Below are 24,048 nucleotides of genomic sequence, written 5' to 3'. Positions count from 1 at the left end.
CTCATCGGCTGGGATTGCGCCCTTTATATGATGGCTTAAGTCCTTCTCGGGCTTGCCAAAACGCCATTGTGGCGCGGCTTTTCGGCCGCAAACCTTGACGTATCCGCCCCGTCCCCCTATACGTCCGCCCGCTCCCTGTAAGGACGGACACGCATTTTGACCCCTCAAGGCGCCAGCGGGCTGCCGGGGCTGGAACGAGGATTTTTCTATCATGTCGCGGCGCTGCGAACTGACGGCCAAGGCCCCCCAGGTGGGCCACAAGGTCAGCCACTCCAACATCAAGACCAAGCGGCGTTTCCTGCCGAACCTGTGCAACGTCACCTTCATCTCGGACGCGCTCGGCAAGAACGTGCGCCTGCGCGTCTCGACGAACGCGGTGAAGAGCGTCGACCACAGGGGCGGCTTGGACGCGTTCCTGCTGAAGGCGAAGGCCGAGGCCCTCTCGCCGCGCGCGCTGGAGCTGAAGCGCCAGATCGAGAAGAAGGTGGGCGCGGCTCAGCCGGAGAAGAAGGCGAGCTGAGTTTTCCACGCATGATCCGGACCCGCAGGGCCGCGTTAGCGCAAAGTGGGTACCGGTTTTCCGATGAGATCATGCGCCGAACTTAGAGGGCTGGGGCGGCGGCCTCGTTCGTAGCGTCCAGTCGCGTAAGCAGAGTTTGTAGTGAGATGGTGGCGGCCGGGTCGGAAATGACCCGGCCGCTTTTGTTTGCGCCCGCGCCATCGTGTGCTCATGTGGAACTCGGACGCATATGCGCCGCAAGAACGTGGAGACATGGCCTGCGTTATCACGCGCTTTTTCAAGCGGGGCGATGACGTCAAGCAAGTGGCAGTTTAAAAAATTGAGTCTGAGAACGCGCCCAATCAAAACGCCTTCGGTAACCCAGCTTGACGCAGGATCGCATTCGCGGTGTGCCGGCTGGGAATGCCGACTGGCACCGCAAAATTTCGCTTCGTAATTGGGCTATGCCAAATTTCGTGGCTGCCGCGCCCTTGGCGCACCATTGTGCAGCCAGCGGCCTTCAGCAACTCCCGCAACGCGCGATCGAACTGTGGCGCCATTCAGGTTGCAGCCGGCTCGGCTTCGCGCAAGGCGGTGATCTGCAGGAACAGCGACTGCGGGTCCACGTCCGGATGGTTATCCGGCAGGAGGTCGAGCGCCATAGCCGAGATCTTTTCCAGCAAGCCGTCGAGGGTCGGCGCATCGGCGGCAGCGGGAATGTCGTCGCAATGTCCGCTCCACACCGAGGCCTCATCGTCCCAGGTCGCGGAAATAGTGAATATGACAGGTTTCGACATGCGAGCATTCCCAATAGCGGCTGCACATTACCATCCTTGCGATCGGTCGTCGCCCCCTTCCCTTTCCCTTCGGCCCTACGCACACGGGCCTCACCCCTCCTTCGAGAACCCCGCGATCGCCTTGACGATCGGCGAGCGCCACAGCGCGGCCGTGGTCAGCATCCAGCATTCGTATTGGAAGTCCTGCTCGAGTGCGAGTTCGACCAGCTCGCCGCGCTTGAGCTCGCTCTCGAACACGAAGCGCGGGCCGCGGGCGATGTGGCGGGAGTCCAGCGCCATGCGCTTGATGAGGTCGTAATCGTCGGAGAGGAAGGCCTCCAGCGCGCCCTTGTGCGCGTCGGTGGCGTGGCCGAGCCAGGCGCGGAAATCCCGCGTCAGGCCTGCGCTCGCGAGCGGCAGGCGCATGAAGGCGGCCGCCGACAGCGGTGCGGCCTTCAGCGCGGGATGATCGGGGCGCGCGACGACGATGTAGCGGTCGTCGAACACCTTGATGCGGATGAAATCCTCCTGCGTCGCCAGCTCGCTATTGCAGAAGATGAGGTCGAAGCTGCCGGCGCGGAGCGCGCGCATCATCAGGTTCGGCCCGGCATAGCGGGTCACGATCTGCAGCCGCGGAAAGGCGCGCGCCGCCTGGCGCACCACCTCCGGCAGCGGCTTCAGCCGCGTCGCGGGACCGACGCCGATACGTAGCAGCCCCGCTTCGCCGCGCGCCATCTGCTCCAGCTCATGGCTCAGGGTCGTCACGCTGCCGAGCAGCGAGCCCGCCTGGTCGGCGACGAACTGGCCATAAACCGTCGGCCGCGCGTTGGCGTTGGTGCGCTCGAACAGCAGCACGCCGAGCTTGGCCTCGAGCCTGGAGATGCTCTTGGAAAGCGTCGGCTGCGCGATGCCCAGCTCCTTGGCGGCGCCGGAGAAGCTGCCGGCGCGGCAGATGGCGACGATCTGTTCGAGATGGCGGAGTTCCATGCGCGAACTGTAGCAGACGTGGCCGAGAGCAACAGGTGCGGTTCGGCGGCGCCGCAAACTCCGTTCCTTCTCCCCTCTCGTCCGCCGAAGCCTTGGCGAAGGCGGATGCGGGAGAAGGTGGCGCCAACGGGTCCGCGCGAAGCGCGGCCCGATGACAGGCTCCGCGCCGGATGAGGGGTAGCCACGAAGCAGGTGTATCCGTGGAGAGATACCCCTCACCCGGATCGCATCTTGCGATGCGATCCGACCTCTCCCGCAAGGGGAGAGGTGACGGAGAGCGCTGCAGCTCTCGTGCTTAGCTCAGTCCCGAGCTTATGCTTCGCGCTGCCTTGTCCGGATCGGGATCGCGACCAGGGCGCTGGCCAGCAGCGACAGGCCGCCGATGGCGAGCGCCATGGAGAAGCTGCCGGTGTGCATCTTCACCACGCCGAAGAAATAGGGGCCGACGGTGCCGCCGAGATTGCCGACGCCGTTGACGAGGCCGATGCCGACGCCGACCACGGCGGGCGGCAGCACTTCGCTCGGCAATGTCCAGAACGGGCCAAAGCGGCCGAGGAAGGCGCCCATTGCGATCGAGAGGCAGATCACGGTCGCCAGCGCGCTGCCGCTGGTGAATTGCAAGGCGAGCAGAGGCAGCCCGGCCGCGGCGGTGGCCACGATCATGTGCCATTTGCGCTCGCGGAAGCGATCCGAGCTGGTGGCGAACGCCAGCATCAATATGATTCCCAGCACTGACGGCACGGCGGTGAGCAGGCCGACGATGCCGATCGAGAGGCCGGTCTCCTTCACCACCGTCGGAAACCAGAAGTTGACGCCCCATTCGGCCATCAGCGCGAGGAAGTTGTAGAGCGCAAGCAGCAGCACGCTCGGATGCCAGAGCGTGGAGAGCCAGTGGCCGCGGATCGTGACGGGCGCCTGCTCCGCCTCGGCGGCGAGCTGCGCGACAAGCGCTGCGCGCTCACCCTCGGGAAGCCACTTTGCATCCTGCGGACGATCGTCGATCGCCCACCACCACACCAGCGCCCACAGAAATCCGGGCATCGCCTCGATCACGAACATCCAGCGCCACTGCGAATAGGTGAGGATCAGGCCCGAGATGGGACCGGCGAACATCGGCCCGATCGGGAAGGTCAGGAGGAAGAGCGCGTTGGCGCGGGCGCGCTCGGCCTTGGTAAACCAGTTGCGGATCAACACCAGCGTGCAGGTGAGCACGCCGCCTTCGGCAAGCCCGAGCACGAAGCGGTTGATGGTGAGCTCCAGCGGCGAATGCACCAGCGCGGTGGTGATCGAGGCTGAACTCCAGAGCAGGAGCTGCACGAACAGCACCCGCTTCGGACTCCAGGTCGAGGCGAGGCGGCCCGCGGGAATCTGCAGAATGATGTAGCCCCAGAAGAACAGGCCGGTGGCAAAGCCGAGCGCGGCCGGCGTGAGGCCCAGATCCTTGCGAATGAAGGGCGCCGCCATCGCCAGGTTGACCCGGTCGACAAAGGCGAGCACGTACATCACGAAGGCGACGCCGAGAATGCGGACCCAGCGGTTACGCGTCAGCAGCGCAACAAGATCGCGCGAGGCGGCTGGAGGGGAATCGGAGCCGGTGGGCAGCGCGGCGCGCTGATCAAGGCTATGAACCGCCTCGCCGCTCATGAGATCAGCCCGGCCGGAACGGGCGTGTAGCCCTTTTTGGTCGGCAGGTTCGCCATCACCTGCTCCGGCCCGCCCTTGCTCTCGATCAGGATGCGCTGCGCCTCGTTGGCGCGGCGGTCCTCCTTCTCGGGATCGACGATGGTGCGCAGCTCCGCCTCGAGCGCCTTCACGGTGGCGGCATATTCGGGACGCGCGGCGAGATTGGTGCTCTCTTCGGGATCGGCGTCGAGATCGAACAGCTCGGGCTCGAAGCGGACGTAATGGATGTACTTGAAGCGGCCCTTCTTCAGCATGTAGCTCGCGGACGGCGAGCCCGCGGCATGATATTCAGAGAAGGCGATGCGATTGAGGTCATCAGGCTTGTTCGCGATCTCGAACAGCGAGCAGCCGGGAACGTCATCCTTCGCCGCCGAAAGCCCGACGCCGTCGAGCACGGTCGGATAGGCATCCGCGAGCGACACCGGTGTCGCCGACAGTTTTCCCGCGGGCACCCCCTCGCCTGCCACGATGAAGGGGACCGCGACCGCTTCCTGATAATGGTTCGACTTGCCCCAGAAGCCGCGCTTGCCGGCGTTCTCGCCGTGATCGGAGGTGTAGAGGATGCGCGTGGAGTCGGTGAGGCCCGCGTCATCGAGCGCGGCGAGCACGCGGCCGACCTGAGCGTCCATGAAGCTGATGAGGCCAAGATAGGCGGCGAGCGCGCGGCGCTGGTCCTGCGGGCTCGGCGCGCTGCCGGCGAGCAAATCGGCGAGCCAGGGGTGCGGGACGTAGCCGGTACCGGGCCCGTAGGTCGGATCGGGCATCTGGTCGATCGGATAGAGGTCGAAAAACTCCTTGGGCGCGACCAGCGGAAAATGCGGCGTCACGAAGCTGACGAACAGCACCCATGGTTTTGTCGCTTTAGCTGCGTCGCGCAGCCATTGCGCGGCGATGTCGGCGACGCGCCGGTCGTATTGCGTGTATTCGCTCTCGCCGGAGCTAGCTGCTTCCGCGATCGCGGCGCGCTTGCGCGGCGGCGGGACGAAATCCGGAAACTGTTTCCGGATCGAGAGCTGGATCATGCCGACGCCGCCGGTGATGTGCATCGGGATGTGCTGGTGATCGAAGCCGCAGGGATCCTCCTCGCGGCGGTAGTGCAGCTTCCCGACCGACTCGACGCGGATGCCGGCCTCCTGCAGCCGGTGGCCCCAGCTTTTCACCCGGCCGTCATAGGCGATTGAGTTGTCCCAATATTCGATGTCGTGGACATAGCGCCCGGTGGCAAAGCTCGCGCGCGCCGGCACGCAGATCGGACAGGTGGTGTAGGCGTCAGTGAAGCGCGTGCCACGCGCCGCCAGGAGGTCGAGGTTCGGCGTCCTGGCGAGCTTGTGGCCGGCGCACCCCATCATCCGCGCATTGTGCTCATCGGACATCAGGACCAGCAGATTCTGGGGCTTCAAGGGCGTCCTCCGTGTTGGTTTGGTCTTGCGCGCATTGCCGCGCGTCATTTCGACCAAGCTGCCACAGCGGCGCGGATGGCAGGCCCGAAATTAAGTGCATGCGGCCATAGCCCGCGGCTATGGCGAGCCGTCATTCCGGGGCGCGCGCAGCGCGAACCCGGAATCCATAACCACCGGCCACAGTTGTGTGCGCGCCGGCAGAGATACAACAATCGCCTGTGGTTATGGATTCCGGGCTCAGCCCTATCGGGCTGCCCCGGAATGACCAGGGAGTTTGTTGGCCCGACGAGCAAATCACTTCGCTTTATCAGAAAGCACTCGCTGCAATGTCAAGACGTCTTGCGAAAAAAATTCCCCTTCCATTTTTCAGAAATACATGATCATCTCCCGTCATCCCGTCCCGATGCGAGGGGCGTACGCGTCGTCACGAACGTGGGGCGGGCTGCGATGGACGCGGACGCGCCGCCGGACGAGCGGCGCATGCGCGGACGGCCAAGTCGTGTGGTCCCGATCCCCCGACGCTGGGATCAACCTCCGGGTCATAAGCCCGGGGGGATGGAGGCTAACAAGCCCGGCACTCCAGGGAGAGCACGAAGCAGCCGTTAACACCAATCGCGCAGGGAATGCCGGTTGTTTTGGCTGCCCTGTCGTTGCTTGCGTGCGTAAGTGCACTTTCTTTGCACGCAAGGCTCGCGGGTGCGGCCTGCATCCGGCATTCCCTGCGCCCTCGCATTCTCGGAGGGACACGATGATGGAGAACCCGGGTGTAAACGCGCCGCGGGAAGGTGGGGGCGTGCCTCTTCACCCGTCATTCCGGGCGCTGAGCGCGAGCCCGGAATGACGAGCTGTTGCAGATTATCACGCTTTAGAGGCGGCGGCGCCTCCTATCCAGTCACTTCGGCCCGACCCTTACCGCCGGCGGCAGCGCGGCGGGCAATTTCCCGGCGCCTTGCAACGCCGCCTGCATGGCGACGATGTAGCCGTAGGGGCCGAGGCCTGCGATGACGGCCTTCACTGCGGCGGAGAGCTTTGAATGGCGGTGCAGCTCGTCGCGGGCATGGATGTTGGAGATGTGCACCTCGAAGATCGGGCCCTCGAAAATCTTCAGCGCATCGAAGATTGCAATCGAGGTGAAGGAAAAGCCGGCGGGATTGATGATGATGGCGTCCGCGTCTTTGCGCGCCGACTGGATCAGGTCGACGATGACGCCCTCATGGTTGGACTGGTGAAAGGCGAGTGTCGCGCCGGCGAACGCCGCGAGCTCCTCGCAAGCGGCCTTGATCGCATCCAGCGTGGTCGAGCCATAGATGTGCGGCTCGCGGATGCCGAGCATGTTCAAATTGGGTCCGTTGATGATCATGATGCGCATGGTCTCTCCCGCGGCAGGTTTGTTATGAAGCGTGGGGAGATTAGTGGGCGCGAAGGAGGGATCAACGGCTGTAGGGTGGGCAAAGCGAAGCGTGCCCACCATTCACAGCAATGCTGTTGCAAGAAGATGGTGGGAACGGCGCGGACGCGCCTTTGCCCACCCTACGGTTCGAGTGACGTGGCCGTTCGACAATGAAAAATGGAAGTGAGGCATCCAGGCTCGTCGTGCCCGGGCTCGACCCGCCTGCGGGTCGAGCCCGGCCATGACGACGATTGCTAGGCTGTTACGCCGCCTTGCCCAATCCCGCATCGAGATGCTTCAGCCGCGGCAGGACCTCGTTCTTCAGGAGCGAGAGCGAGTGATGCCAGGCCTGGCTCTTGTGCATGTAGTCGAAGCCGAACACGAGCAGCACGCCGAAGCCGCCGACCTCGTGCCAGATCTGCTCGATCTTCTCGGTCACGGTCTTGGGCGAGCCGACGACCCAGTTGTTGCGCGCGCAGTATTCCACCGTGACGTCGGAGTCCGCCACATCGGGGGTGGCTTTCAGATAATCCTTGAAGCCGAAATGGCCGAGCAGCGGCAGGAAGTATTCGCTCATCATCCGGCCCATCATGTCGCCGGCGGAAAGCTTCCACGCCTCCTCGTCGGTGTCGGCCACGAACACCTCGCGCACCAGCCGCCAGTCGCGGCGGCTCGGCTTGCGGCCGGTCTTCGCCGCGCCCTGCTCGACCGAATCCCAGTGGCTGCCGACATAGGCCGGATTGAGGTTGAGGCTCATCGGGATGAAGCCGCGTTCGCCCGCAAGCTTCAGCGTGTCGGAGTTCTTCGAAAGTCCCGCAACGCCGATCGGCGGATGCGGCGCCTGCACCGGCTTCAGATGTGTTTTCAGGAAGTCGAACATCGTATCCGGCTTGGTCACCGTCCAGTATTTGCCGGTGTAGGTGAACGGCGCGGGGTCGCTCCAGAGCTTCAGGATGATTTCCAGCGCCTCGCGCGTCATCTCGCGATTCTGCCCGCTCATGCCATCGACATTGAACATCGCCCAGTCGCTCGGCAGGCCAGATGCCGCGACGCCGAAGTTGAGCCGGCCGCCGGAGAGATGATCGAGCATCGCGACGCGATTGGCGAGCTCGGCGGGGTGATGATACGGCAGGAGGAAGCCGCCGGGGCCGAGGCGGATATTCTTGGTCTGGCGCAGTCCTTCGACAACCAGGAGATCGGGCGCCGGATGCGGCTCCCAGGGCGCGGTGTGGTGCTCGCCGATCCAGCATTCCTGGTAGCCGAGCTCATCGAGCCAGCGCAGCACCTGCAGATCCCAGTCGTGGCCCTCCTTCAAGCCGCACTCCGGCGGATGCGAAGGCATCGCGAAATATCCGAGTTCCATGGGGATTTCCTCTGCTGTTCTTGTCTTTGGTTGCGGAGCGATCGTTGTCGGGCCACGCATGAAGCCTAACACTTCGCACCCCTTCAATCATTGGCCGCAGAGCGGCGAAATGATGACCGGTGCCATGCAACAGAAGATGTCGCGGCTGAACGCCGCGATGGTTTTGATTGAGCATGAGCTTATCGGAAAACCGGTGCCCACCCCGCATCAAGTGCGGGGCAGGCTTTTTCCGGATCATGCTCTCTACTTCCGCGCCCGCGCTTTGGCGCCCGCGACAATCTGCATCGAAATGCCTGCGACCCAGCCGATCATGATGAGCCAGGTCCAGGCGATGTGCGGCTCTTCGCGCAGGATGATGATGGCGACCGAAAAGAATGCCGTGAGCGTCGCGCAGAAGGTGCCAACGGCGGAGAGGAACTCGGCCGCATCAATCTTCGGGTCGTCCTCGCCATGAAACGCGAGTGGCGGCGTGTCGATGCCCAGATAGAAGCCGATCGCGCCGATGACCATCATCACCAGCAGGAAACCCTGCGAGGTCAGCGCGGAGATCGACGAACCGACATGGGCGGAGACGAAGAGGCCGCAAGCTGCTCCCGCCATCGCAAGGCCGATGCGTTCGAGGACGTGGGCAGTTTTACGGACGCGGAATCGCATGGGCGCACCCTGGCGATTGAAGATAAGTCTACCCTATCCGCCCCTGCTACGGAACCTTTGATAAATCGCAATCCTGCGTTACCGCGCCCCGAACGAGGTCTTGCCGAACAGCGCCTTCTGCGTCGAAGGCTGCGAGCGCCAGTATTGCGGCGGAGCGGCGACCTCGCCGCCAAGCTCGGCGGCGGCATGCCAGCCCCAGCGTGGGTCGTAGAGCATGCCGCGGGCAAGCGCGACCATGTCGGCCTTGCCGGAAGCGACGATATCCTCGGCCTGCTTGGCTTCCGTGATCAGCCCGACGGCCATCGTGGTCAGGCCGGTCGCCTCCTTGATGCCTTGCGCGAGCGGCACCTGATAGCCGGGGCCGAGCGGGATTTTCTGGAACGGGGACACGCCGCCGGAGGAGACGTCGATCCAGTCGGCGCCACGTTTCTTCAACTCTTTGGCAAATTCTACTGTTTGCGAAAGATCCCAGCCACCGTCGACCCAGTCCGTCGCCGACACGCGGATGCCGATCGGCTTGTAGTCCGGGAAGGCCGCGCGCACGGCGTCGTAAACCTCCAGCGGAAAGCGCATGCGGTTTTCGAGCGAACCGCCATATCGATCGGTACGCTTGTTGGCGATCGGCGACAGGAATTGATGCATGAGATAGCCGTGCGCGGCATGCAGCTCGAGCGCGTCGATACCGAGCTGCTCGGCGCGCCTTGCGGCGGAGACGAAGGCGTCACGGATGCGCGCAAGCCCGGCGTCATCGAGCGCGGTCGGCTGGACTTCGCCGTCCTTGTGGGCGATGGCCGACGGCGCCTCGGTCTGCCAGCCGCCCTTGGCGAACGGGAGCTGCTGGCCGCCGTCCCAGGGACGATAACTCGAGCCCTTGCGGCCGGCATGCGCGAGCTGCATCGCAATCGCGGCCCTCGAATGCTTGCGCACCGAGGCAAGGATCGGCTTCAGCGCAGCCTCGTTGGCGTCGCTGTAGAGGCCGAGGCATCCCGGTGTGATGCGGCCGATGGACTCGACATGGGTGGCTTCGATGCAGAACATCGCAGCCCCCGACAGCGACAGATTGTTGATGTGGGTGAAATGCCAGTCGGTGGCCGAGCCGTCCTCGGCCGAATACTGGCACATCGGCGAGACCATGATGCGGTTGGCAAGCTTCAGGCCGCGCAATTGGATCGGGGCAAACAGGGCGCTCATGGAGGGAGATCCGGAGGAGAAGGGCGACGGAACCCTAACATTAAGTGTCGCCGCGCAACTTACCAGCCGGCAAGGAGCTTATATCGCCATGCGCCATTGGCGGGGCTCACGCGGGCGCGTCAGCGCTTACTGGTCCCACCAGGTCTCAAGGCGCGCGAAAGTTCATTCGACAGCATCGTTCATTCCAGCAGGGTGAACTGCAGGAGCAGCGTACGCTGGAGCAGTGAGAAATTGTCATCGGAGATCATGGTCAGCACGGTATCGCCGTCGGCCGTCACAAACGCGTCGATGCCCTCCATATTGTCGATCTCCTCGCCGAGATCGGCTTCAAAGATCGAGGGGCCATCGACGACCGCGCCCGGCACGATCGACGCAAGTGGAATCCGGCGGATGCGAATGCCGAGGCCGGCGACCCAGGAAAATTTCCGCTCCAGGATGAGCAGATCGCCGGAAGCGAGCAGCACGGCATCGCTGATGTCGAAATTCCTGGTGCGGCGGACGGAAAATTGCCCGGGCGACGGGCCGCCGACGAGGAAGGCGATCAGATTGCCATGAGCATCGAGACCGCGCTCGGACAGCGCGATCAACGTACCGGCGAGCGGCCGGCCCCGGGGCACGAAGACCAGCGCCTCGAGCCCCTTGTTGTAGGGCAGCTTTTTTACCGCCGGCGGCATCGCCACCACCTCGCCGCGGGCGCGGGTAAATCCTTTGGCGAAATCGAAGCGCAGCACCTGATTGACGCGCTCGAGCCCGACATAGGCCAGCGAGCCGTCGAGCGCGAGCGATTCGGAATCGAACCAGCCGTGCGCAGTGATCGGCTTGCCATCAGAACCGAGCATGGGCGCGGCCTCGACATCGGCGAGCCCGGTCATCTCGCGCTCCGAGTAGACGATGCGGCCGGTGAACCAGCTTCCCTTGTCGCTCAGCGAAATGAAGCGCTCCCCCTTGGCATCAAGCCGCAAGGCGGACAATCCGCCGAAGCCGGGAAATGCCGAGGTGAGCACCAGGCCGCTGCGCCATTCCAGCGCGCCGAAGCCCAGATGCGTACGGTCGCGGGGGTCGAACGAGGCGATGGGCCGCGCCTTGACGTCGATCGAGACCGGCGCGGTGACAAAGGTCTCGTCCTTGACCAGCGGCTTCGATGGCGAACCGGAAAATTGCGCGCGCACGACGTCCGGCGCGGCGAAAGCCGAAAGTCCGGCCGCCGCAGAGCTCAGAAGGCGGCGGCGGCTGATGCCGTTGCGCATTCCTCAGGAATGCAGCCGGCGCTGAGCCCTTGCGGTAGGCGGCGCGCCGTGAGTCTCGCTGAACAGCTCGGCGAGCTTTTCCGTGATGGCGCCGCCAAGCTCCTCGGCATCCACGATGGTGACGGCGCGGCGATAATAGCGCGTGACGTCGTGGCCGATGCCGATTGCGATCAGCTCGACCGGCGAGCGGGTCTCGATCTCGTCGATGATGTGACGCAGGTGCCGTTCGAGATAGTTGCCGGGATTGACCGACAGCGTGGAATCGTCGACCGGCGCGCCGTCGGAGATCATCATCAGGATCTTGCGCTGCTCGGAACGCCCGAGCAGGCGCTTGTGCGCCCAATCGAGGGCCTCGCCGTCGATGTTCTCCTTGAGCAGGCCCTCGCGCATCATCAGGCCGAGATTCTTGCGCGAACGCCGCCACGGCGCGTCGGCCGCCTTGTAGATGATGTGGCGGAGATCGTTGAGGCGGCCAGGATTCGGCGGCTTGCCGGCTGCGAGCCAGGCCTCGCGCGATTGTCCGCCCTTCCAGGCGCGGGTGGTGAAGCCCAGAATCTCGACCTTGACGCCGCAACGCTCCAGCGTGCGCGCCAGGATATCGGCGCAGGTCGCGGCCACCGTGATCGGGCGGCCGCGCATCGAGCCGGAATTGTCGAGCAGCAGCGTCACCACGGTGTCGCGGAAGGTCGCTTCCTTCTCATGCATGAAGGACAGCGGGTGATAGGGATCGGTGACCACGCGCGACAGCCGCGCGGGATCGAGGATGCCTTCTTCGAGATCGAATTCCCAGGCGCGGTTCTGCTGCGCCATCAGGCGGCGCTGCAGCCGGTTGGCGAGCCGCGCGACGATGCCCTGCAGGTGAGCAAGCTGCTTGTCGAGATAGGAGCGCAGCCGTTCCAGCTCGTCATGATCGCAGAGGTCCTCCGCCGCAATGACCTCGTCGAATTTCGGCGCGAAGGCGTGATATTCCGGCCCACGCGGCTCATTCTGCCCGCGCGAATTCGGACGCGTCGCCTCGCCCGGCGTCTCGTCGTCGCCGAGCTCGCCGTCATCGAAAGTATCGCTGGTGGAGGCCTGCGCGCTTTCCATCGCGCTGTCGGACATGTCGTCCGTGGTAGCGTCCGCCTGGTCTGCACTCATCTCCTGTGCGGCATCGGAATCGGGCGAGCCCTCGGCGCCGGACTGATCGCTGTCGCCGTCGGGATTATTCTCGTCGTCATCGTTCTCGTCGGTCTCGGCGTCGCGATCGTCGCCGAGATCGAGCGCCGAAAGCAGGTCGTGGACCATGTCGCCGAACCGGGCCTGATCCTCGGTGACGCGGGAAAGCTTATCAAGCCGCGAGCCGATCTTGTCTTCCAGGATCGGCCGCCAGAGGTCGACCATCTTCTTCGCCGCCGCCGGAGGCGCCAGCCCGGTCAAGCGCTCCCGCACCAGCATGGCCAGCGCGTCCGACAGCGGCGCATCGGCGCGGTCGGTAATCTCGTCATACTTGCCGCGATGAAAGTGATCGTCGAGCATTGCGGTGAGGTTTTTCGCAACGCCCGACATGCGCCGCGCGCCGATCGCCTCCACGCGTGCCTGCTCGACCGCCTCGAACACGCCACGCGCTTGCGGATTGCCCGGCATCAGCTTGCGGTGCACCTTGGGGTCGTGGCACGCAAGCTTCAGCGCGATGGAATCGGCATGGCCGCGCACGATCGCAGCATCACGCCGGCTCATCTTGCGCGCGGGCTCGGGCAGTCGGGCCTTGCCGGGCGCAAGCCCGGGCCGCTCGGCCGCAAAGCTCACTTCCAGCTCCGGCGTGCGCGCGATCGCGCGCAGGCAGGACGTGACCGCACGCTTGAACGGCTCGGTCGGCGCTTCCTTGGCTCCGGTGCGGAATTTGCTGTTGGACGTCGTCATCGCGCCTCGCCGCGTGACACTTTACGACAGTGCCACGTTGACTGCGGATTCGGCGAGCTCGGCGTTGAAGCAGCGCTGATAGAATTCCGCCACCAGCGGCCGTTCCAGCTCGTCACACTTGTTCAGGAAGGTGACGCGGAACGCAAAACCGATATCGCCGAATATTTCCGCGTTTTCCGCCCAGGTGATCACCGTGCGTGGGCTCATCACCGTCGACAGGTCGCCATTGGCGAACGCGTTGCGGGTGAGATCGGCAAGACGGACCATCTTGTTGACGATGTCGCGGCCTTCCTGGGTGCGATAGTGATGCGCCTTCGCCAGCACGATCTCGACCTCCTCGTCATGGGCGAGGTAGTTCAGCGTGGTGACGATAGACCAGCGGTCCATCTGGCCCTGGTTGATCTGCTGGGTGCCGTGATAGAGGCCCGAGGTGTCGCCGAGGCCGACCGTGTTGGCGGTCGAGAACAGCCGGAACGCCGGATGCGGCTTGATCACCTTGTTCTGGTCCAGAAGCGTGAGGCGGCCCGAGACTTCGAGCACGCGCTGGATCACGAACATCACGTCGGGACGGCCGGCGTCGTATTCGTCGAACACGAGCGCGATGTTGTGCTGGAGCGCCCACGGCAGGATGCCGTCCCTGAATTCGGTGACCTGCTTGCCGTCCTTGATCACGATCGAGTCCTTGCCGACCAGATCGATGCGGCTGATGTGGCTGTCGAGGTTGACGCGCACGCAGGGCCAGTTCAGCCGCGCTGCGACCTGCTCGATATGGGTCGATTTGCCGGTGCCATGATAGCCGGTCACCATCACGCGGCGGTTCTTGGCGAAACCGGCGAGGATCGCAAGCGTCGTGGCGCGATCGAAACGGTAGTCCGTGTCGACCTCCGGCACGTGCGGGTCGACTTCGGAATAGGCCGGCACTTCAAGATCGCTGTCGATGCCAAAAACCTGCCGGACCGACACCTTCATATCGGGCAAACCGGAGATTTCCTGCGCATTCGTGGTCGCGGCGGTCGTCATTATTCCTCCGAGGTCCCGGGCGTTCCCGAAACCAGATATAAGAAGAGTGGCTGCGGATGGGGGCGTTTCGCCAGCCTAGCAGAGAGCGCGAACCGGCAGAAGCCCGCCGGGCAATCAAAGTTCCGTTGTTTTTTCATGCAGATAAGCATGAAACGCAGTTTTGGAAAGGCTGCCCTGCGAATCAGACCGCTTTTCAAACCGAACTCGGCCGGAAGGCCATGGGCCGGTTTGCATGGCACTTTCTGCGACTTTAGTTACTTATGATAGGCCGCCGGCTGAACCTGAACCGGCCCAACCGACACAGGATTTTTGTGGCTCCCTATCTCGATCCCCTGATTGCGTTTGTTTCGGCCAATGCGTGGCTTGCTTACCTGACGCTGTTCCTTGCGGCCCTTCTGGAGGCAGTCCCGGTGGTGGGCTCGGTCATTCCCGGCTCGACCATCATCCTGGCGCTGAGCGCGCTGGTGCCGGGCGGCGATTTGAAGCTGCAATGGGTTTTGCTCACCGCGATCGCCGGCGCCATGCTGGGCGATGGATCCGCCTTCTGGACCGGACATCGCGCACAGAGAGAGATTCTCTCTGCCTGGCCGCTCGGCAACTATCCGCGCGTCATTGCGCAGAGCGAAGACTTCTTCAAGCGCTGGGGTGCGTGGGCCGTGTTTTTTGCGCGCTTCGTGCCGCCGATCCGCGCCTTTGTGCCGATCACGGCCGGCGCGCTCGGCATGCCCCCGGCCCGCTTCTATGCGGTGAACATTCCAGCGATCCTGCTCTGGGCGCCCGCCCACGTGCTGCCTGGCGTGATGGCGGTGTCGGTGCTCGACCGCTACGGCGTGTTCCGCCACACCGGCGGCAGCGCCAAGCATCACTGGATCCCGATCGTCATTGGCGGGACCATTATCGTGGCGTTGGCAATCTGGACCATCCGACGCCGGAATGGCGGCGGGGCGATCGAGCCGGCGAGGCCCGGCAAATAAAAAAAGCTTTACGGCGGTTGCGAAGCCGCACCCCGTCCCGGCGCGGGGCCGACGTAGCGGGCGCGCGGGCGGATCAGGCGACCGAATTGCAATTGCTCGCTCGCATGCGCGATCCAGCCCACCGCGCGCGCCATCGCAAACAGCGTGAGCTCGCTGCCGGCGGCAAGCCGCAGACTATGCACCAGCACGGCAAGAGCATAATCGATGTTGACGAACTCGCCGGTGGCTTCCGCGATCCGCTCCGGAACTTCCTTGGTGAATTTGCGCGGCGCACCCGCGCGTGCCAGCGCGTTCAACAGCGACATCGCACGGGGATCGCCGCGCGTGTAGACGCCGTGACCAAAACCAGCAAAGCGCTCGCCGAGCGCGACGCGCTCGCGGATCACCGGCTCCGGATCGTGGTCGACCAGCGTCTTCACTAACTGCGAAGCCAGCACGCCCGCGCCGCCATGCCTGGGACCTTTCAGTGCGGCGAGCCCGGCGATCACGGCATCGTAGAGACTAAGCCCTGTCGAGGCGGCGCATCGCACCGTGAAGGTCGAGGCGTTCAATTCGTGATCGGCGAGCAGCACCAGAGCACGGCGGATCAGATCGGCTGCGTGCTTATGGTCCGGCGCCCAGGCCCTGGCGATCTGCAGATGTAGCGGCTCGGCAGATGGTGACGAATTGAGCATGGTGGCGACCAAGAGCCGCAGGATGCGCGCGCCAACCAGCGCGCGACCTTCGGGCGCGCGTGTGAATGCGCCTGGATCGGCGCTGGTTGCCAGCGCCAGCACGGCGATCGCCCGATCGATCGGCGCCGCGCGCGAGGTGGCCTCCGCAATCGCGCGCATGGCGTCAGAGACATGCGGACAATTATCGGCGGCGAATGGATCGACGCCAGTTACATCCCAGAGCAGCGTTGCGGTGTGCTCGAGCGAATCCTTTTCCGCGAGATCGACACAGTTCACCCCGCGGTAGATCGCGCCTTCCTCGGTGATAGTTGAAATCGCCGAATCCAGAACCGGAAGGTCCGGGTCAAAACTTCGGAACCCCCGCGGCTCGACCGAGGGCGCACGGCGCTCCTTCAGCCCCCTGATGTCCTCGGCGCGATAGCGGTGACTGCGCGAGTCCGGCGAAGGCTCGGAACGGATCAGCCCGCGGCTGACATAGGCATAGAGCGTGGCCGGCGAGATCGAGAGCTCCGCAGAAGCCTCCCGGGCAGTCAGATAAAGAGCCTCGGATTTTTTCATATTGATTGATATAATCAAGATTGATCAATCTGTCGAGAGGCCCGACCTTCTAAGCCTGACCCCAGGGCTGAAGGAGATCCGGTCATGAATATCCAGCTCACCAAGAGCCAGATTGGTCTCGACGGCGTTCCCGCCGCCGAGACCGTGTTGAGCCATGTCGATGGCGAGCGCGGCGAATTGATTATTGCCGGCGAACGCGTCGGCGACCTCGCCGGACGCGCGAGTTTTGAAAGCGTCACCGCCCGCCTTTGGAACGGCGCGACCGGCAGGGCGTGGACGGAAGCCGATGTGCGCTCCCAGCTCGGCCTTGCGCGCGAGCGCGCCTTCGCTCGGCTGCCTGAACTCCTGGGCGCGACGCGGGGGCTATCGATCGTCGACGGCTTTCGTGCCGCCATCGCCGGGTTACGCGCCGAAAGCGGGCTCGATCATGAAGCAACCATCGTCGGCGCGTTTCCGGTCATCGCCGGCGCGCTGGTACAGCGCGCAAAAGGCAATTCGCCGGTCGCGCCCGATGCGACGCTCAGTCATGCGGCCGACATCCTGAAGATGCTGCTCGGCCACACGCCGCAAGCGCGCAATGCGGTCGCGCTCGACACCTACTTCGTCACCGTCTGCGATCACGGCATGAATGCTTCCACATTCACGACACGCGTTGTGGCCTCGACACAGGCCGATTTGTTCGCAGCGGTGACGGCCGGTTATTGCGCGCTGACCGGTCCCCTGCATGGCGGCGCGCCGGAGCCGGTGCTGGAAATGCTGGATGCGATCGGCACGCGTGAGCGCATCATGCCCTGGGTCGACGACGCTTTGGCGCGCGGCGAGCGGCTGATGGGTTTTGGCCATCGCGTCTATCGCGTGCGCGATCCCCGCGCCGATGTGCTCAAAGCCGCGATCGAGCGGTTGTCGGCCGACGGCGCTAACCTGCCCTTTGCCAGTGAGGTGGAGGCCTATATCCGCCAGGCGCTGCGGCGGAAGAATCCGAACCGACCACTGGAGACCAATGTGGAGTTCTTCACCGCGATCCTGCTCGACGCGCTCGAAATTCCAAGACAGGCGTTCACGCCGGTCTTCGCGGTGGCGCGCGCCGCGGGCTGGACCGCGCACGCACGGGAGCAGCAGCGCACCGGACGGTTGATCCGGCCGAGCTCGTCCTATGCCGGGAGAATGCCGGCTGCGTGAGCAGGAATGCGCGGGCGCGCCGGGCTTGTCGCAGGGCGCTAGCCCGCGCGCACCACCGTCTTCAGGTAATTGTACGCCTTGATGATCTCGATCAGTCGGTCTTCGGTCGAGCGGTCACCGCCATTGGCATCGGGGTGATGCTGCTTCACCAACGCCTTGTACTTGATCTTGACGTCCTCGAGCGTCGCATCCGGTCCCAGCCCCATCACCTGCAGCGCCTTGCGCTCGGCGTTGAAGACTTTCCGCGTCTCCGATTTCGGCGTTTCGGGGCCTGGCCGCCAGCGGCCGCGACCGTTGAGCTCGGAGAACATGCTGAAGGGATCGGCTGCTCCGTCGAAATCGGCGGCAGGAGGCCCTTTGCCTTTCCCCGGGGCGCCATTGGCGCCCATCTTCCAGGTCGGGCGGTGACCGGTCATCGCATCCTTCTGATACCGCGCGACCGCGTCGGGATTCATGCCGGAGAAGAAATTGTAGGACTGATTGTACTCGCGCACATGGTCGAGGCAGTAGTGCCAGTACTCGCGCGAATTCTCGCGGCCTTTCGGCGCACGATGCGGGCCCTTGTTCTGGCAGCCCGGCCATTCGCACATGATGGCGGCTTCGCGCGCCTGCGCCTGCTGCCGCGCGCTCAGCTTGTTCGGCTTGATGCGAATGGCGTCGAAGATTTTTTGTGAATCGATCGGCATGGCAGACTTTGACTACGCAATGCAAAAACCTTCAAGTCTTGACATTGCGAAAGCGTTTAACTCCGGGCCCGATGTTGACGAAACGTACCTGCGACATTTAATGCCATCATATGACGACAAGGCAGACTATCACCAACAAGTTGCGCGAAGCTTTCCTTCCCGAAAGCCTCGAGGTTCAGGACGAATCCCATCTGCATGAAGGCCATGCCGGCCACAGGCCGGGCGGCGAGACGCACTTCCGTGTGTATATCGTGTCTCCGGCCTTCAAAGGGAAGAGCCGGGTCGAGCGCCATCGCATGATAAATGCGGCGCTTTCGAGCGAGCTCGCCGGTTCCGTCCACGCGCTCGCCATTCACGCGCAGGCGCCGGGCGAAGCTTAGCACCGCCTCGTTAAAACGCGGTGCCGGCCCGCTTGGGCTTTTTGTCCTCGAACTCGGCGTCGCGCAGCACCGGGACGATACGGAGCGCGGTGATGCGGTTGCGTTCACGGCGCAGCACGCGGAAACGGAAACCGTGGAAGGTGAAGCTCTGGCCGCGTTCGGGAATTGAACGCGCTTCGTGAATCACCAGCCCGGCCACCGTGGTTGCCTCCTCATCAGGCAGGCTCCAGTCCATCGCGCGATTGAGATCGCGGATCGGCACCGAGCCGTCGACCACGACTGAGCCGTCGGGCTGGGCGCGGACGCCGGCCACAACGACGTCGTGCTCGTCGGCGATGTCGCCGACGATTTCTTCCAGGATGTCCTCCAGCGTCACCAGGCCTTCAACCTCGCCATACTCGTCGACGACCAGGGCGAAGTGAGTCTTGCGGCGGCGGAACGCCTTGAGCTGCTCGGACACCGGACGCATTTCCGGCACGAACCAGGGCGGCAGCGCAATTGCGGAAACGTCGATTCGCGACGTGTCGCCGTCGGAGGCGCGAATCGCACGCAAGAGATCCTTGGCGTGCAGCACGCCGATGATGTTTTCGGGTTTCTCGCGCCACAGTGGAATGCGGGTATATTCGGACGCCAGCACTTCGCTGACCAGATCTTCCGGCGGCAGGTCGGCATTCACCATCACCATTTCGGTGCGGTGGACCATCACGTCGGAGACCTGCAGCTCGCGCAGGTCGAGCAGCCCGCCGAACATGTCGCGATCCTGCTTCTCGACCTTGCCCTCGTGATGCAGGAGATCGACTGCGCCCCGCAGGCGGTCGGTCGGCGACAACAGCGGCAGGTTGGCGCCGATCTTGATGCCGACGAGGCGCATCAGCACGCGGACGATCGCCTCGATCACGGTGAGCAGCGGGCCAAGGACATACATCATCAGCCGCATCGGCCGGGCGACCGCCAGCGACACGCGGTCCGGCGCGTTGATGGCGATGGTCTTCGGCAGCACTTCGGCGAAGATCACGACCAGAATGGTCATCACGGCGGTGGCGTACAGCACGCCGACCTGGCCGAACCACTGGGTGAAGATGCCGGTCGCCAGCGCCGAGGCGCCGATATTGGCGATGTTGTTGCCAAGCAGGAGCGCGCCGATCAATCGCTCGCGCATCTCGATCAGGCTCGAGACCACGTCGGCGTCGCTGTTGCCCTGCTTCGACAGCCGCAACATGCCCCCGCGCGAGGCACCCGTCAGCGCCGTCTCGCTCGCCGCGAAGAACGCGGAAATGCCGAGCAGCGCAACCATGACGGAAAAGGTGAACCAGTTCATGACCTGATCGCCGCTTCTCTATTTAGGGAAGGATGATCCATTTGCAACGCGCCAAAACGCTCGCCTGCCCTCGCGGATCACGCCTTGAGCTTACTCTGCAGAAAATCGCGCACGCGCTTGGGGTCGACGTCCTTTACGATTGCCGCGCGGCCGACCGCCTCCAACAGGATGAAGGTGAGCTTGCCGCGCCGAACCTTCTTGTCCTGCGCCATCAAGGTCATCAGCGCGTCGGCATCCGCAAGCCCCTCTTGTGCAAACCCGGCGATGTCCTGCAGCTTCGTCGGGAGGCCGACTTCGGCCAGATGCCGAGCCACCCGCGCCGCCTCTCCCTGCGAAATCATGCCCAGCGAGGCCGAAAATTCCGCCGCCAGCACCATGCCGATGGCGACGCCCTCGCCATGGAACAGGCGATCGGAGAAACCGGTCGCGGCTTCCAGCGCATGGCCAAAAGTGTGACCGAGATTGAGCAGCGCGCGGTCGCCGTTCTCCCGCTCGTCGCGCGCCACGATCGCCGCTTTGGCACGGCAGGACGTGGCGATGGCATGCTCGCGCGCCGCGCCGCCCTTGAACGCCTCGCTGTGATTGGATTCCAGCCAGGCGAAAAAGGCCTCATCGCCGAGCACGCCATATTTGGCGACCTCGGCGTAGCCGGCGCGGAACTGGCGCGGCGACAATGTATCAAGGACGGCGGTATCGGCGATCACCAGGACCGGCTGATGGAAGGCGCCGAGCAGGTTCTTGCCCTGCGGCGAATTGATCCCGGTCTTGCCGCCGACAGACGAATCGACCTGGGCGAGCAGCGAGGTCGGCACCTGCACGAAATCGACGCCGCGGCGCAAGATCGCGGCCGCAAAACCGGCGAGATCGCCGACCACGCCGCCGCCGAGCGCGATGACGAGATCGTTGCGCTCGATCCTGGCCGCGATCAGCGCTTCGGAGACTTTTTCCAGGCCGGCATAGGTTTTCGAGCCCTCGCCTTCGTCCACGATGATACGCGCGGTCGCAATGCCTGCGGTCGCCAACGAGGCTTCGGTTGGCTCCAGCCAATGCCTGGCGACAGTCTTGTCGGTGACGATCGCCGTGCGCGCGCCTGGCCGTAGTGCGGCGATGCGCGTACCGAGGGACGTGAGCACATCGCGGCCGATGACGATGTCATAGGCGCGATCGTCCAGCGCAACGTTGACCACCGTCGTATCGGACGCTTTCAGCGGTGCGGTCATCGTGCGGCGCTCGCGGTATCAGCGGATTGTCCTGCCGTCCCGCCGCCAAGCCGCATGCGCAGGGCATCGATACATTCATCGACGATCTTGTCGTGCGGGATGTCGCGCGAGGCGATGGTGATATCCGCGTGCTGGTACACCGGCTCGCGCTCGCTGAGCAGGCGGCTCACGGTGGCGGCAGGATCGGTGGTCTGCAACAGCGGGCGGTCAACGCGGCGCTTGACGCGGCGCATGATGATGTCGGGGTCGGCCTTGAGCCAGATCGACACCGCCTTCTCGCCGATGCGGCGGCGGGTCTCCTCCCGCATGAACGAGCCGCCGCCGGTTGCGAGCACCGCCGGCCCGCCCTCGAGCAGCCGCGCGATCACCCGCGCCTCACCATCGCGGAAATGCGGCTCGCCGTGGAGCTCGAAAATCTCCGGAATGGTCATGCCGGCGGCCGCCTCGATCTCGGTGTCGGCGTCGACGAAGGGCAGATTGAGCCGTGCGGCCAGCCGCCGCCCGATGGTGGATTTGCCCGCCCCCATCATGCCGACGAGCACGATCAGCCGCTTGCCCAGCGCGGCCAGGATTTCGGCCTCCGGGGACGCGGTCACGGGCACGGGCGTTAAGGTCTCGGGCATTTCTCAAATTCATGTGACGGGGCGGCATTGCCGCCCTTCTCGTCCCCTATACTACCCCCAGCGACGGGCTTGCTAGAGACTTGAAACCGCACGGCGAACGTGATGGATGATTCCAGGGTTAATTCCGTTGCGTTTAAGGCCTCTTCCAGATGCCCAGCCTGTTCCGCTTCCTGGCGGTCGTCGCCGTGATCGTCGGTGTCATCTACGGCGCGATCTATTCATTGGCGAATTTTGTCACGCCAACATCGCGGGAAATGACGGTGACCATCCCGCCGGACAAATTTTTAAAACAATAGCGACTAAGGTCCGGGACATGCGTTCCAAGACCTCCGATGCGAAACTGACCGGGCTGTTCCTCGACATGCTGGCCGCCGAACAGGGCGCCGGCGACAACACGCTGCAGGCCTATCGCAGGGACCTGGAGGATTTTTCCGAATTCCTCGTACGCAGTCAGCAAAGCTTTGCGAGCGTCCAGACCGAGACGCTGCGCGACTACCTTTCCGACCTCGATACCCGCGGCTTCAAATCCTCCAGCGTGGCACGGCGGCTGTCGGCGCTGCGGCACCTGTTCCGCTTCCTCCTCAATGAGCGCATCCGCAGCGACGATCCGGCGGCGATCCTGTCGGGCCCGAAGCGCGGCCGGGGATTGCCAAAAGTCCTGTCGATCGCCGACGTCGACCGCATGCTGACGCGGGCGAAAGAACTGACGCAAGCCGCGGATGCCTCGCCCTCGCGGCGGCTGCGGGCAATGCGGCTCTATTGCCTGCTCGAAGTGCTCTACGCCACGGGCCTGCGCGTCTCCGAGCTGGTCTCGCTGCCACGCTCGGCGGCGCGGAACGATGCGCGGATGATCGTGGTCCGCGGCAAAGGATCCAAGGAACGGCTGGTGCCGCTGAACGATGCCTCGCGCAGCGCGATGGCGGAGTTTCTTGGCCTCACCGAAGCGCACAGCGCGGCGAGGAAGAAGAATGCGGCGCCCTCGAAATGGCTGTTTCCCTCCTCTGGCGAGAGCGGCCACCTGACGCGGCAGCATTTCGCCCGCGACCTGAAGGAACTCGCCGCCGCCTCGGGCTTGAGCCCCCGCCTGGTGTCGCCGCACGTGCTGAGGCATGCCTTTGCCAGCCATCTCCTGCACAATGGCGCCGACTTGCGCATCGTGCAGACGCTGCTTGGCCACACCGACATCTCGACCACGCAGATCTACACCCATGTGGTCGAGGAGCGCTTGAAGAGCCTTGTTCGCGACCTGCACCCGCTCGCGGAGAAGTAGGCTTTCGTGCTCCGTTCGCCTTGACTTCGGCTCTATCTGCGGGGAAAGAGCGCTTCACCGCCCGCGATGCTGCCGTCCGCATCTTCTCGCGAAGCCCTAACCCGCTGAAGTTACGAGCTTTCCCTCCCCTCCCCGAAACCGTTTCGCCTGCCCGCTCGTTGTTCCCTATATTGCCCTGATGTCGGACCAGATGCGCTCTTACCTCGACTTCGAAAAGCCCGTCGCCGAACTCGACTCCAAGGTCGACGAGCTTCGGGCTCTCGCGGCCTCCGGCACCGACATCAGCGAGGAGATCGGCAAAATCGAGGAGAAGGCCGCCGAGGCGCTGGCCGAGCTCTACGCCAACCTCACGCCCTGGCAGAAGACGCTGGTGGCGCGCCACCCGCAGCGGCCGCACTTCACCGATTTCATCAGCCACCTGATCACCGAATTCACGCCGCTCGCCGGCGACCGCAAGTTCGCCGAGGACGAGGCCCTGATGGGCGGCTTCGGCCGTTTCCGAGGGCAAAGCATCTGCGTGATGGGCCAGGAGAAGGGCAACTCCACCGATTCCCGCATCAAGCACAATTTTGGCATGGCGCGGCCCGAGGGCTACCGCAAGGCGGTGCGGCTGATGGAGATGGCCGAGCGCTTCGGCATCCCCGTGCTCTCGATCGCCGACTCCGCCGGCGCCTATCCCGGCATCGGCGCCGAGGAGCGGGGCCAGGCCGAGGCCATCGCGCGGTCCACCGATACGTGCCTCTCGCTCGGCGTCCCGAACGTCGCGATCGTCTCGGGCGAAGGCATGTCGGGCGGCGCGATCGCGATCACCACAGCCAACCGCGTGCTGATGTTCGAGCACGCGATCTACAGCGTGATCTCGCCGGAGGCGGCGTCCTCGATCCTGTGGCGCGACAATTCGAAGGCGCAGGAAGCCGCCAACACCATGAAGATCACGGCGCAGGACATGCTGCGCTTCGGCGTGATCGACCGCATCATCAAGGAACCGGCCGGCGGCGCGCATCGCGATCCCGCCGCGATGATCGCCGCGACCGGCGAGGCGATCGATGCGGCG

The 24,048-nt window shown here is 64.5% G+C and carries 24 protein-coding genes; 7 read left to right on the top strand and 17 right to left on the bottom strand.

Annotation, left to right across the window (positions count from 1 at the left end):
* Positions 1-211 precede the first annotated feature (211 nt).
* A complete protein-coding gene (gene rpmB, locus VKR55_RS29160; RefSeq protein ID WP_324408858.1) occupies positions 212-520 on the top strand; it encodes a 50S ribosomal protein L28 in 309 nt (102 codons plus the stop codon).
* A gap of 341 nt (positions 521-861) precedes the next feature.
* Here rpmB and VKR55_RS29155 read toward each other — a convergent pair whose 3' ends face one another.
* From VKR55_RS29155 to cobS, 12 genes are all read right to left on the bottom strand, one after another.
* A complete protein-coding gene (locus VKR55_RS29155) occupies positions 862-1,059 on the bottom strand; it encodes a type II toxin-antitoxin system HicA family toxin (protein WP_324408857.1) in 198 nt (65 codons plus the stop codon).
* Entirely contained in the window at positions 1,060-1,296 is a 237-nt protein-coding gene (locus VKR55_RS29150; RefSeq protein ID WP_324408856.1) for a DUF1902 domain-containing protein, read from the bottom strand. It abuts the gene before it with no gap.
* 90 nt (positions 1,297-1,386) lie between these two features.
* Complete coding sequence (locus VKR55_RS29145) at positions 1,387-2,262, bottom strand: LysR family transcriptional regulator (protein WP_324408855.1); 876 nt, start codon at positions 2,260-2,262, stop codon at positions 1,387-1,389.
* Positions 2,263-2,574: 312 nt separating this feature from the next.
* Positions 2,575-3,906 (bottom strand): MFS transporter, encoded by a 1,332-nt coding sequence (locus VKR55_RS29140; protein ID WP_324408854.1) that lies wholly within the window; start codon positions 3,904-3,906, stop codon positions 2,575-2,577.
* Positions 3,903-5,345, bottom strand: a complete 1,443-nt coding sequence (locus tag VKR55_RS29135; protein WP_324408853.1) for a sulfatase family protein — start codon at positions 5,343-5,345, stop codon at positions 3,903-3,905. The genes VKR55_RS29140 and VKR55_RS29135 overlap by 4 nt, the downstream gene beginning before the upstream one ends.
* An 892-nt stretch (positions 5,346-6,237) precedes the next feature.
* Positions 6,238-6,714: a type II 3-dehydroquinate dehydratase gene (locus VKR55_RS29130; RefSeq protein ID WP_324408852.1), complete on the bottom strand. Its 477-nt coding sequence runs from the start codon at positions 6,712-6,714 to the stop codon at positions 6,238-6,240.
* A gap of 283 nt (positions 6,715-6,997) precedes the next feature.
* On the bottom strand, positions 6,998-8,098 hold the full coding sequence (locus VKR55_RS29125) for an LLM class flavin-dependent oxidoreductase (RefSeq protein ID WP_324408851.1): 1,101 nt from the start codon (positions 8,096-8,098) through the stop codon (positions 6,998-7,000).
* A 243-nt stretch (positions 8,099-8,341) separates the two neighbouring features.
* Complete coding sequence (locus VKR55_RS29120; protein WP_324408850.1) at positions 8,342-8,752, bottom strand: hypothetical protein; 411 nt, start codon at positions 8,750-8,752, stop codon at positions 8,342-8,344.
* Positions 8,753-8,830: 78 nt separating this feature from the next.
* A complete protein-coding gene (locus VKR55_RS29115; RefSeq protein ID WP_324408849.1) occupies positions 8,831-9,943 on the bottom strand; it encodes an NADH:flavin oxidoreductase/NADH oxidase in 1,113 nt (370 codons plus the stop codon).
* 179 nt (positions 9,944-10,122) lie between these two features.
* Positions 10,123-11,190 (bottom strand): esterase-like activity of phytase family protein, encoded by a 1,068-nt coding sequence (locus VKR55_RS29110; protein WP_324408848.1) that lies wholly within the window; start codon positions 11,188-11,190, stop codon positions 10,123-10,125.
* A gap of 3 nt (positions 11,191-11,193) precedes the next feature.
* A complete protein-coding gene (gene cobT, locus VKR55_RS29105) occupies positions 11,194-13,092 on the bottom strand; it encodes a cobaltochelatase subunit CobT (protein ID WP_324408847.1) in 1,899 nt (632 codons plus the stop codon).
* A 21-nt stretch (positions 13,093-13,113) separates the two neighbouring features.
* Positions 13,114-14,112 carry a cobaltochelatase subunit CobS gene (gene cobS, locus VKR55_RS29100; RefSeq protein WP_324408846.1) on the bottom strand — a complete coding sequence of 333 codons (999 nt, stop codon included), beginning with the start codon at positions 14,110-14,112 and terminating at the stop codon, positions 13,114-13,116.
* A gap of 311 nt (positions 14,113-14,423) precedes the next feature.
* On the opposite strand from cobS, the gene VKR55_RS29095 reads away from it, so the two are divergent.
* On the top strand, positions 14,424-15,086 hold the full coding sequence (locus VKR55_RS29095) for a DedA family protein (RefSeq protein ID WP_324408845.1): 663 nt from the start codon (positions 14,424-14,426) through the stop codon (positions 15,084-15,086).
* Between the two features lie 8 nt (positions 15,087-15,094).
* Here the strand turns inward: VKR55_RS29095 and VKR55_RS29090 are convergent, their stop codons facing one another.
* Positions 15,095-16,318: a citrate synthase family protein gene (locus VKR55_RS29090; protein ID WP_324408844.1), complete on the bottom strand. Its 1,224-nt coding sequence runs from the start codon at positions 16,316-16,318 to the stop codon at positions 15,095-15,097.
* An 84-nt stretch (positions 16,319-16,402) separates the two neighbouring features.
* Between VKR55_RS29090 and VKR55_RS29085 the strand changes: the two genes are divergently transcribed.
* A complete protein-coding gene (locus tag VKR55_RS29085) occupies positions 16,403-17,497 on the top strand; it encodes a citrate synthase/methylcitrate synthase (protein WP_324408843.1) in 1,095 nt (364 codons plus the stop codon).
* Positions 17,498-17,535: 38 nt separating this feature from the next.
* Here the strand turns inward: VKR55_RS29085 and VKR55_RS29080 are convergent, their stop codons facing one another.
* Complete coding sequence (locus VKR55_RS29080) at positions 17,536-18,183, bottom strand: J domain-containing protein (RefSeq protein ID WP_324408842.1); 648 nt, start codon at positions 18,181-18,183, stop codon at positions 17,536-17,538.
* A gap of 110 nt (positions 18,184-18,293) precedes the next feature.
* On the opposite strand from VKR55_RS29080, the gene VKR55_RS29075 reads away from it, so the two are divergent.
* Positions 18,294-18,563, top strand: a complete 270-nt coding sequence (locus tag VKR55_RS29075; protein ID WP_324408841.1) for a BolA family protein — start codon at positions 18,294-18,296, stop codon at positions 18,561-18,563.
* Positions 18,564-18,573: 10 nt separating this feature from the next.
* On the opposite strand, the gene VKR55_RS29070 is transcribed toward VKR55_RS29075, so the two are convergent.
* The 3 genes from VKR55_RS29070 to VKR55_RS29060 all read right to left on the bottom strand — a co-directional run bounded on the left by VKR55_RS29070 (position 18,574) and on the right by VKR55_RS29060 (position 21,724).
* Positions 18,574-19,881 carry an HlyC/CorC family transporter gene (locus VKR55_RS29070; RefSeq protein ID WP_324408840.1) on the bottom strand — a complete coding sequence of 436 codons (1,308 nt, stop codon included), beginning with the start codon at positions 19,879-19,881 and terminating at the stop codon, positions 18,574-18,576.
* A 77-nt stretch (positions 19,882-19,958) separates the two neighbouring features.
* Positions 19,959-21,101 (bottom strand): 3-dehydroquinate synthase, encoded by a 1,143-nt coding sequence (gene aroB / locus VKR55_RS29065; RefSeq protein WP_324408839.1) that lies wholly within the window; start codon positions 21,099-21,101, stop codon positions 19,959-19,961.
* The gene (locus VKR55_RS29060) at positions 21,098-21,724 is read right to left on the bottom strand and encodes a shikimate kinase (RefSeq protein WP_324408838.1); all 627 of its coding nucleotides are present in this window, start codon (positions 21,722-21,724) and stop codon (positions 21,098-21,100) included. Before VKR55_RS29060 ends, aroB begins: the two co-directional genes overlap by 4 nt.
* 149 nt (positions 21,725-21,873) lie before the next feature.
* Between VKR55_RS29060 and VKR55_RS29055 the strand changes: the two genes are divergently transcribed.
* The 3 genes from VKR55_RS29055 to VKR55_RS29045 all read left to right on the top strand — a co-directional run.
* Positions 21,874-22,020, top strand: a complete 147-nt coding sequence (locus tag VKR55_RS29055) for a histidine kinase (RefSeq protein WP_324408837.1) — start codon at positions 21,874-21,876, stop codon at positions 22,018-22,020.
* A gap of 17 nt (positions 22,021-22,037) precedes the next feature.
* Positions 22,038-22,994, top strand: a complete 957-nt coding sequence (gene xerD, locus VKR55_RS29050) for a site-specific tyrosine recombinase XerD (RefSeq protein ID WP_324408836.1) — start codon at positions 22,038-22,040, stop codon at positions 22,992-22,994.
* 178 nt (positions 22,995-23,172) lie between these two features.
* Positions 23,173-24,048, top strand: an 876-nt coding sequence (locus tag VKR55_RS29045; RefSeq protein ID WP_324408835.1) for an acetyl-CoA carboxylase carboxyltransferase subunit alpha, incomplete at its 3' end; no start/stop codon positions are given.

Source organism: Bradyrhizobium sp. (assembly GCF_035309285.1).
Classification (GTDB): Bacteria; Pseudomonadota; Alphaproteobacteria; order Rhizobiales; family Xanthobacteraceae; genus Bradyrhizobium.
Note: the sequence above shows the minus strand (reverse complement) of the source record. Positions and strands in the feature narration are given on the sequence as shown.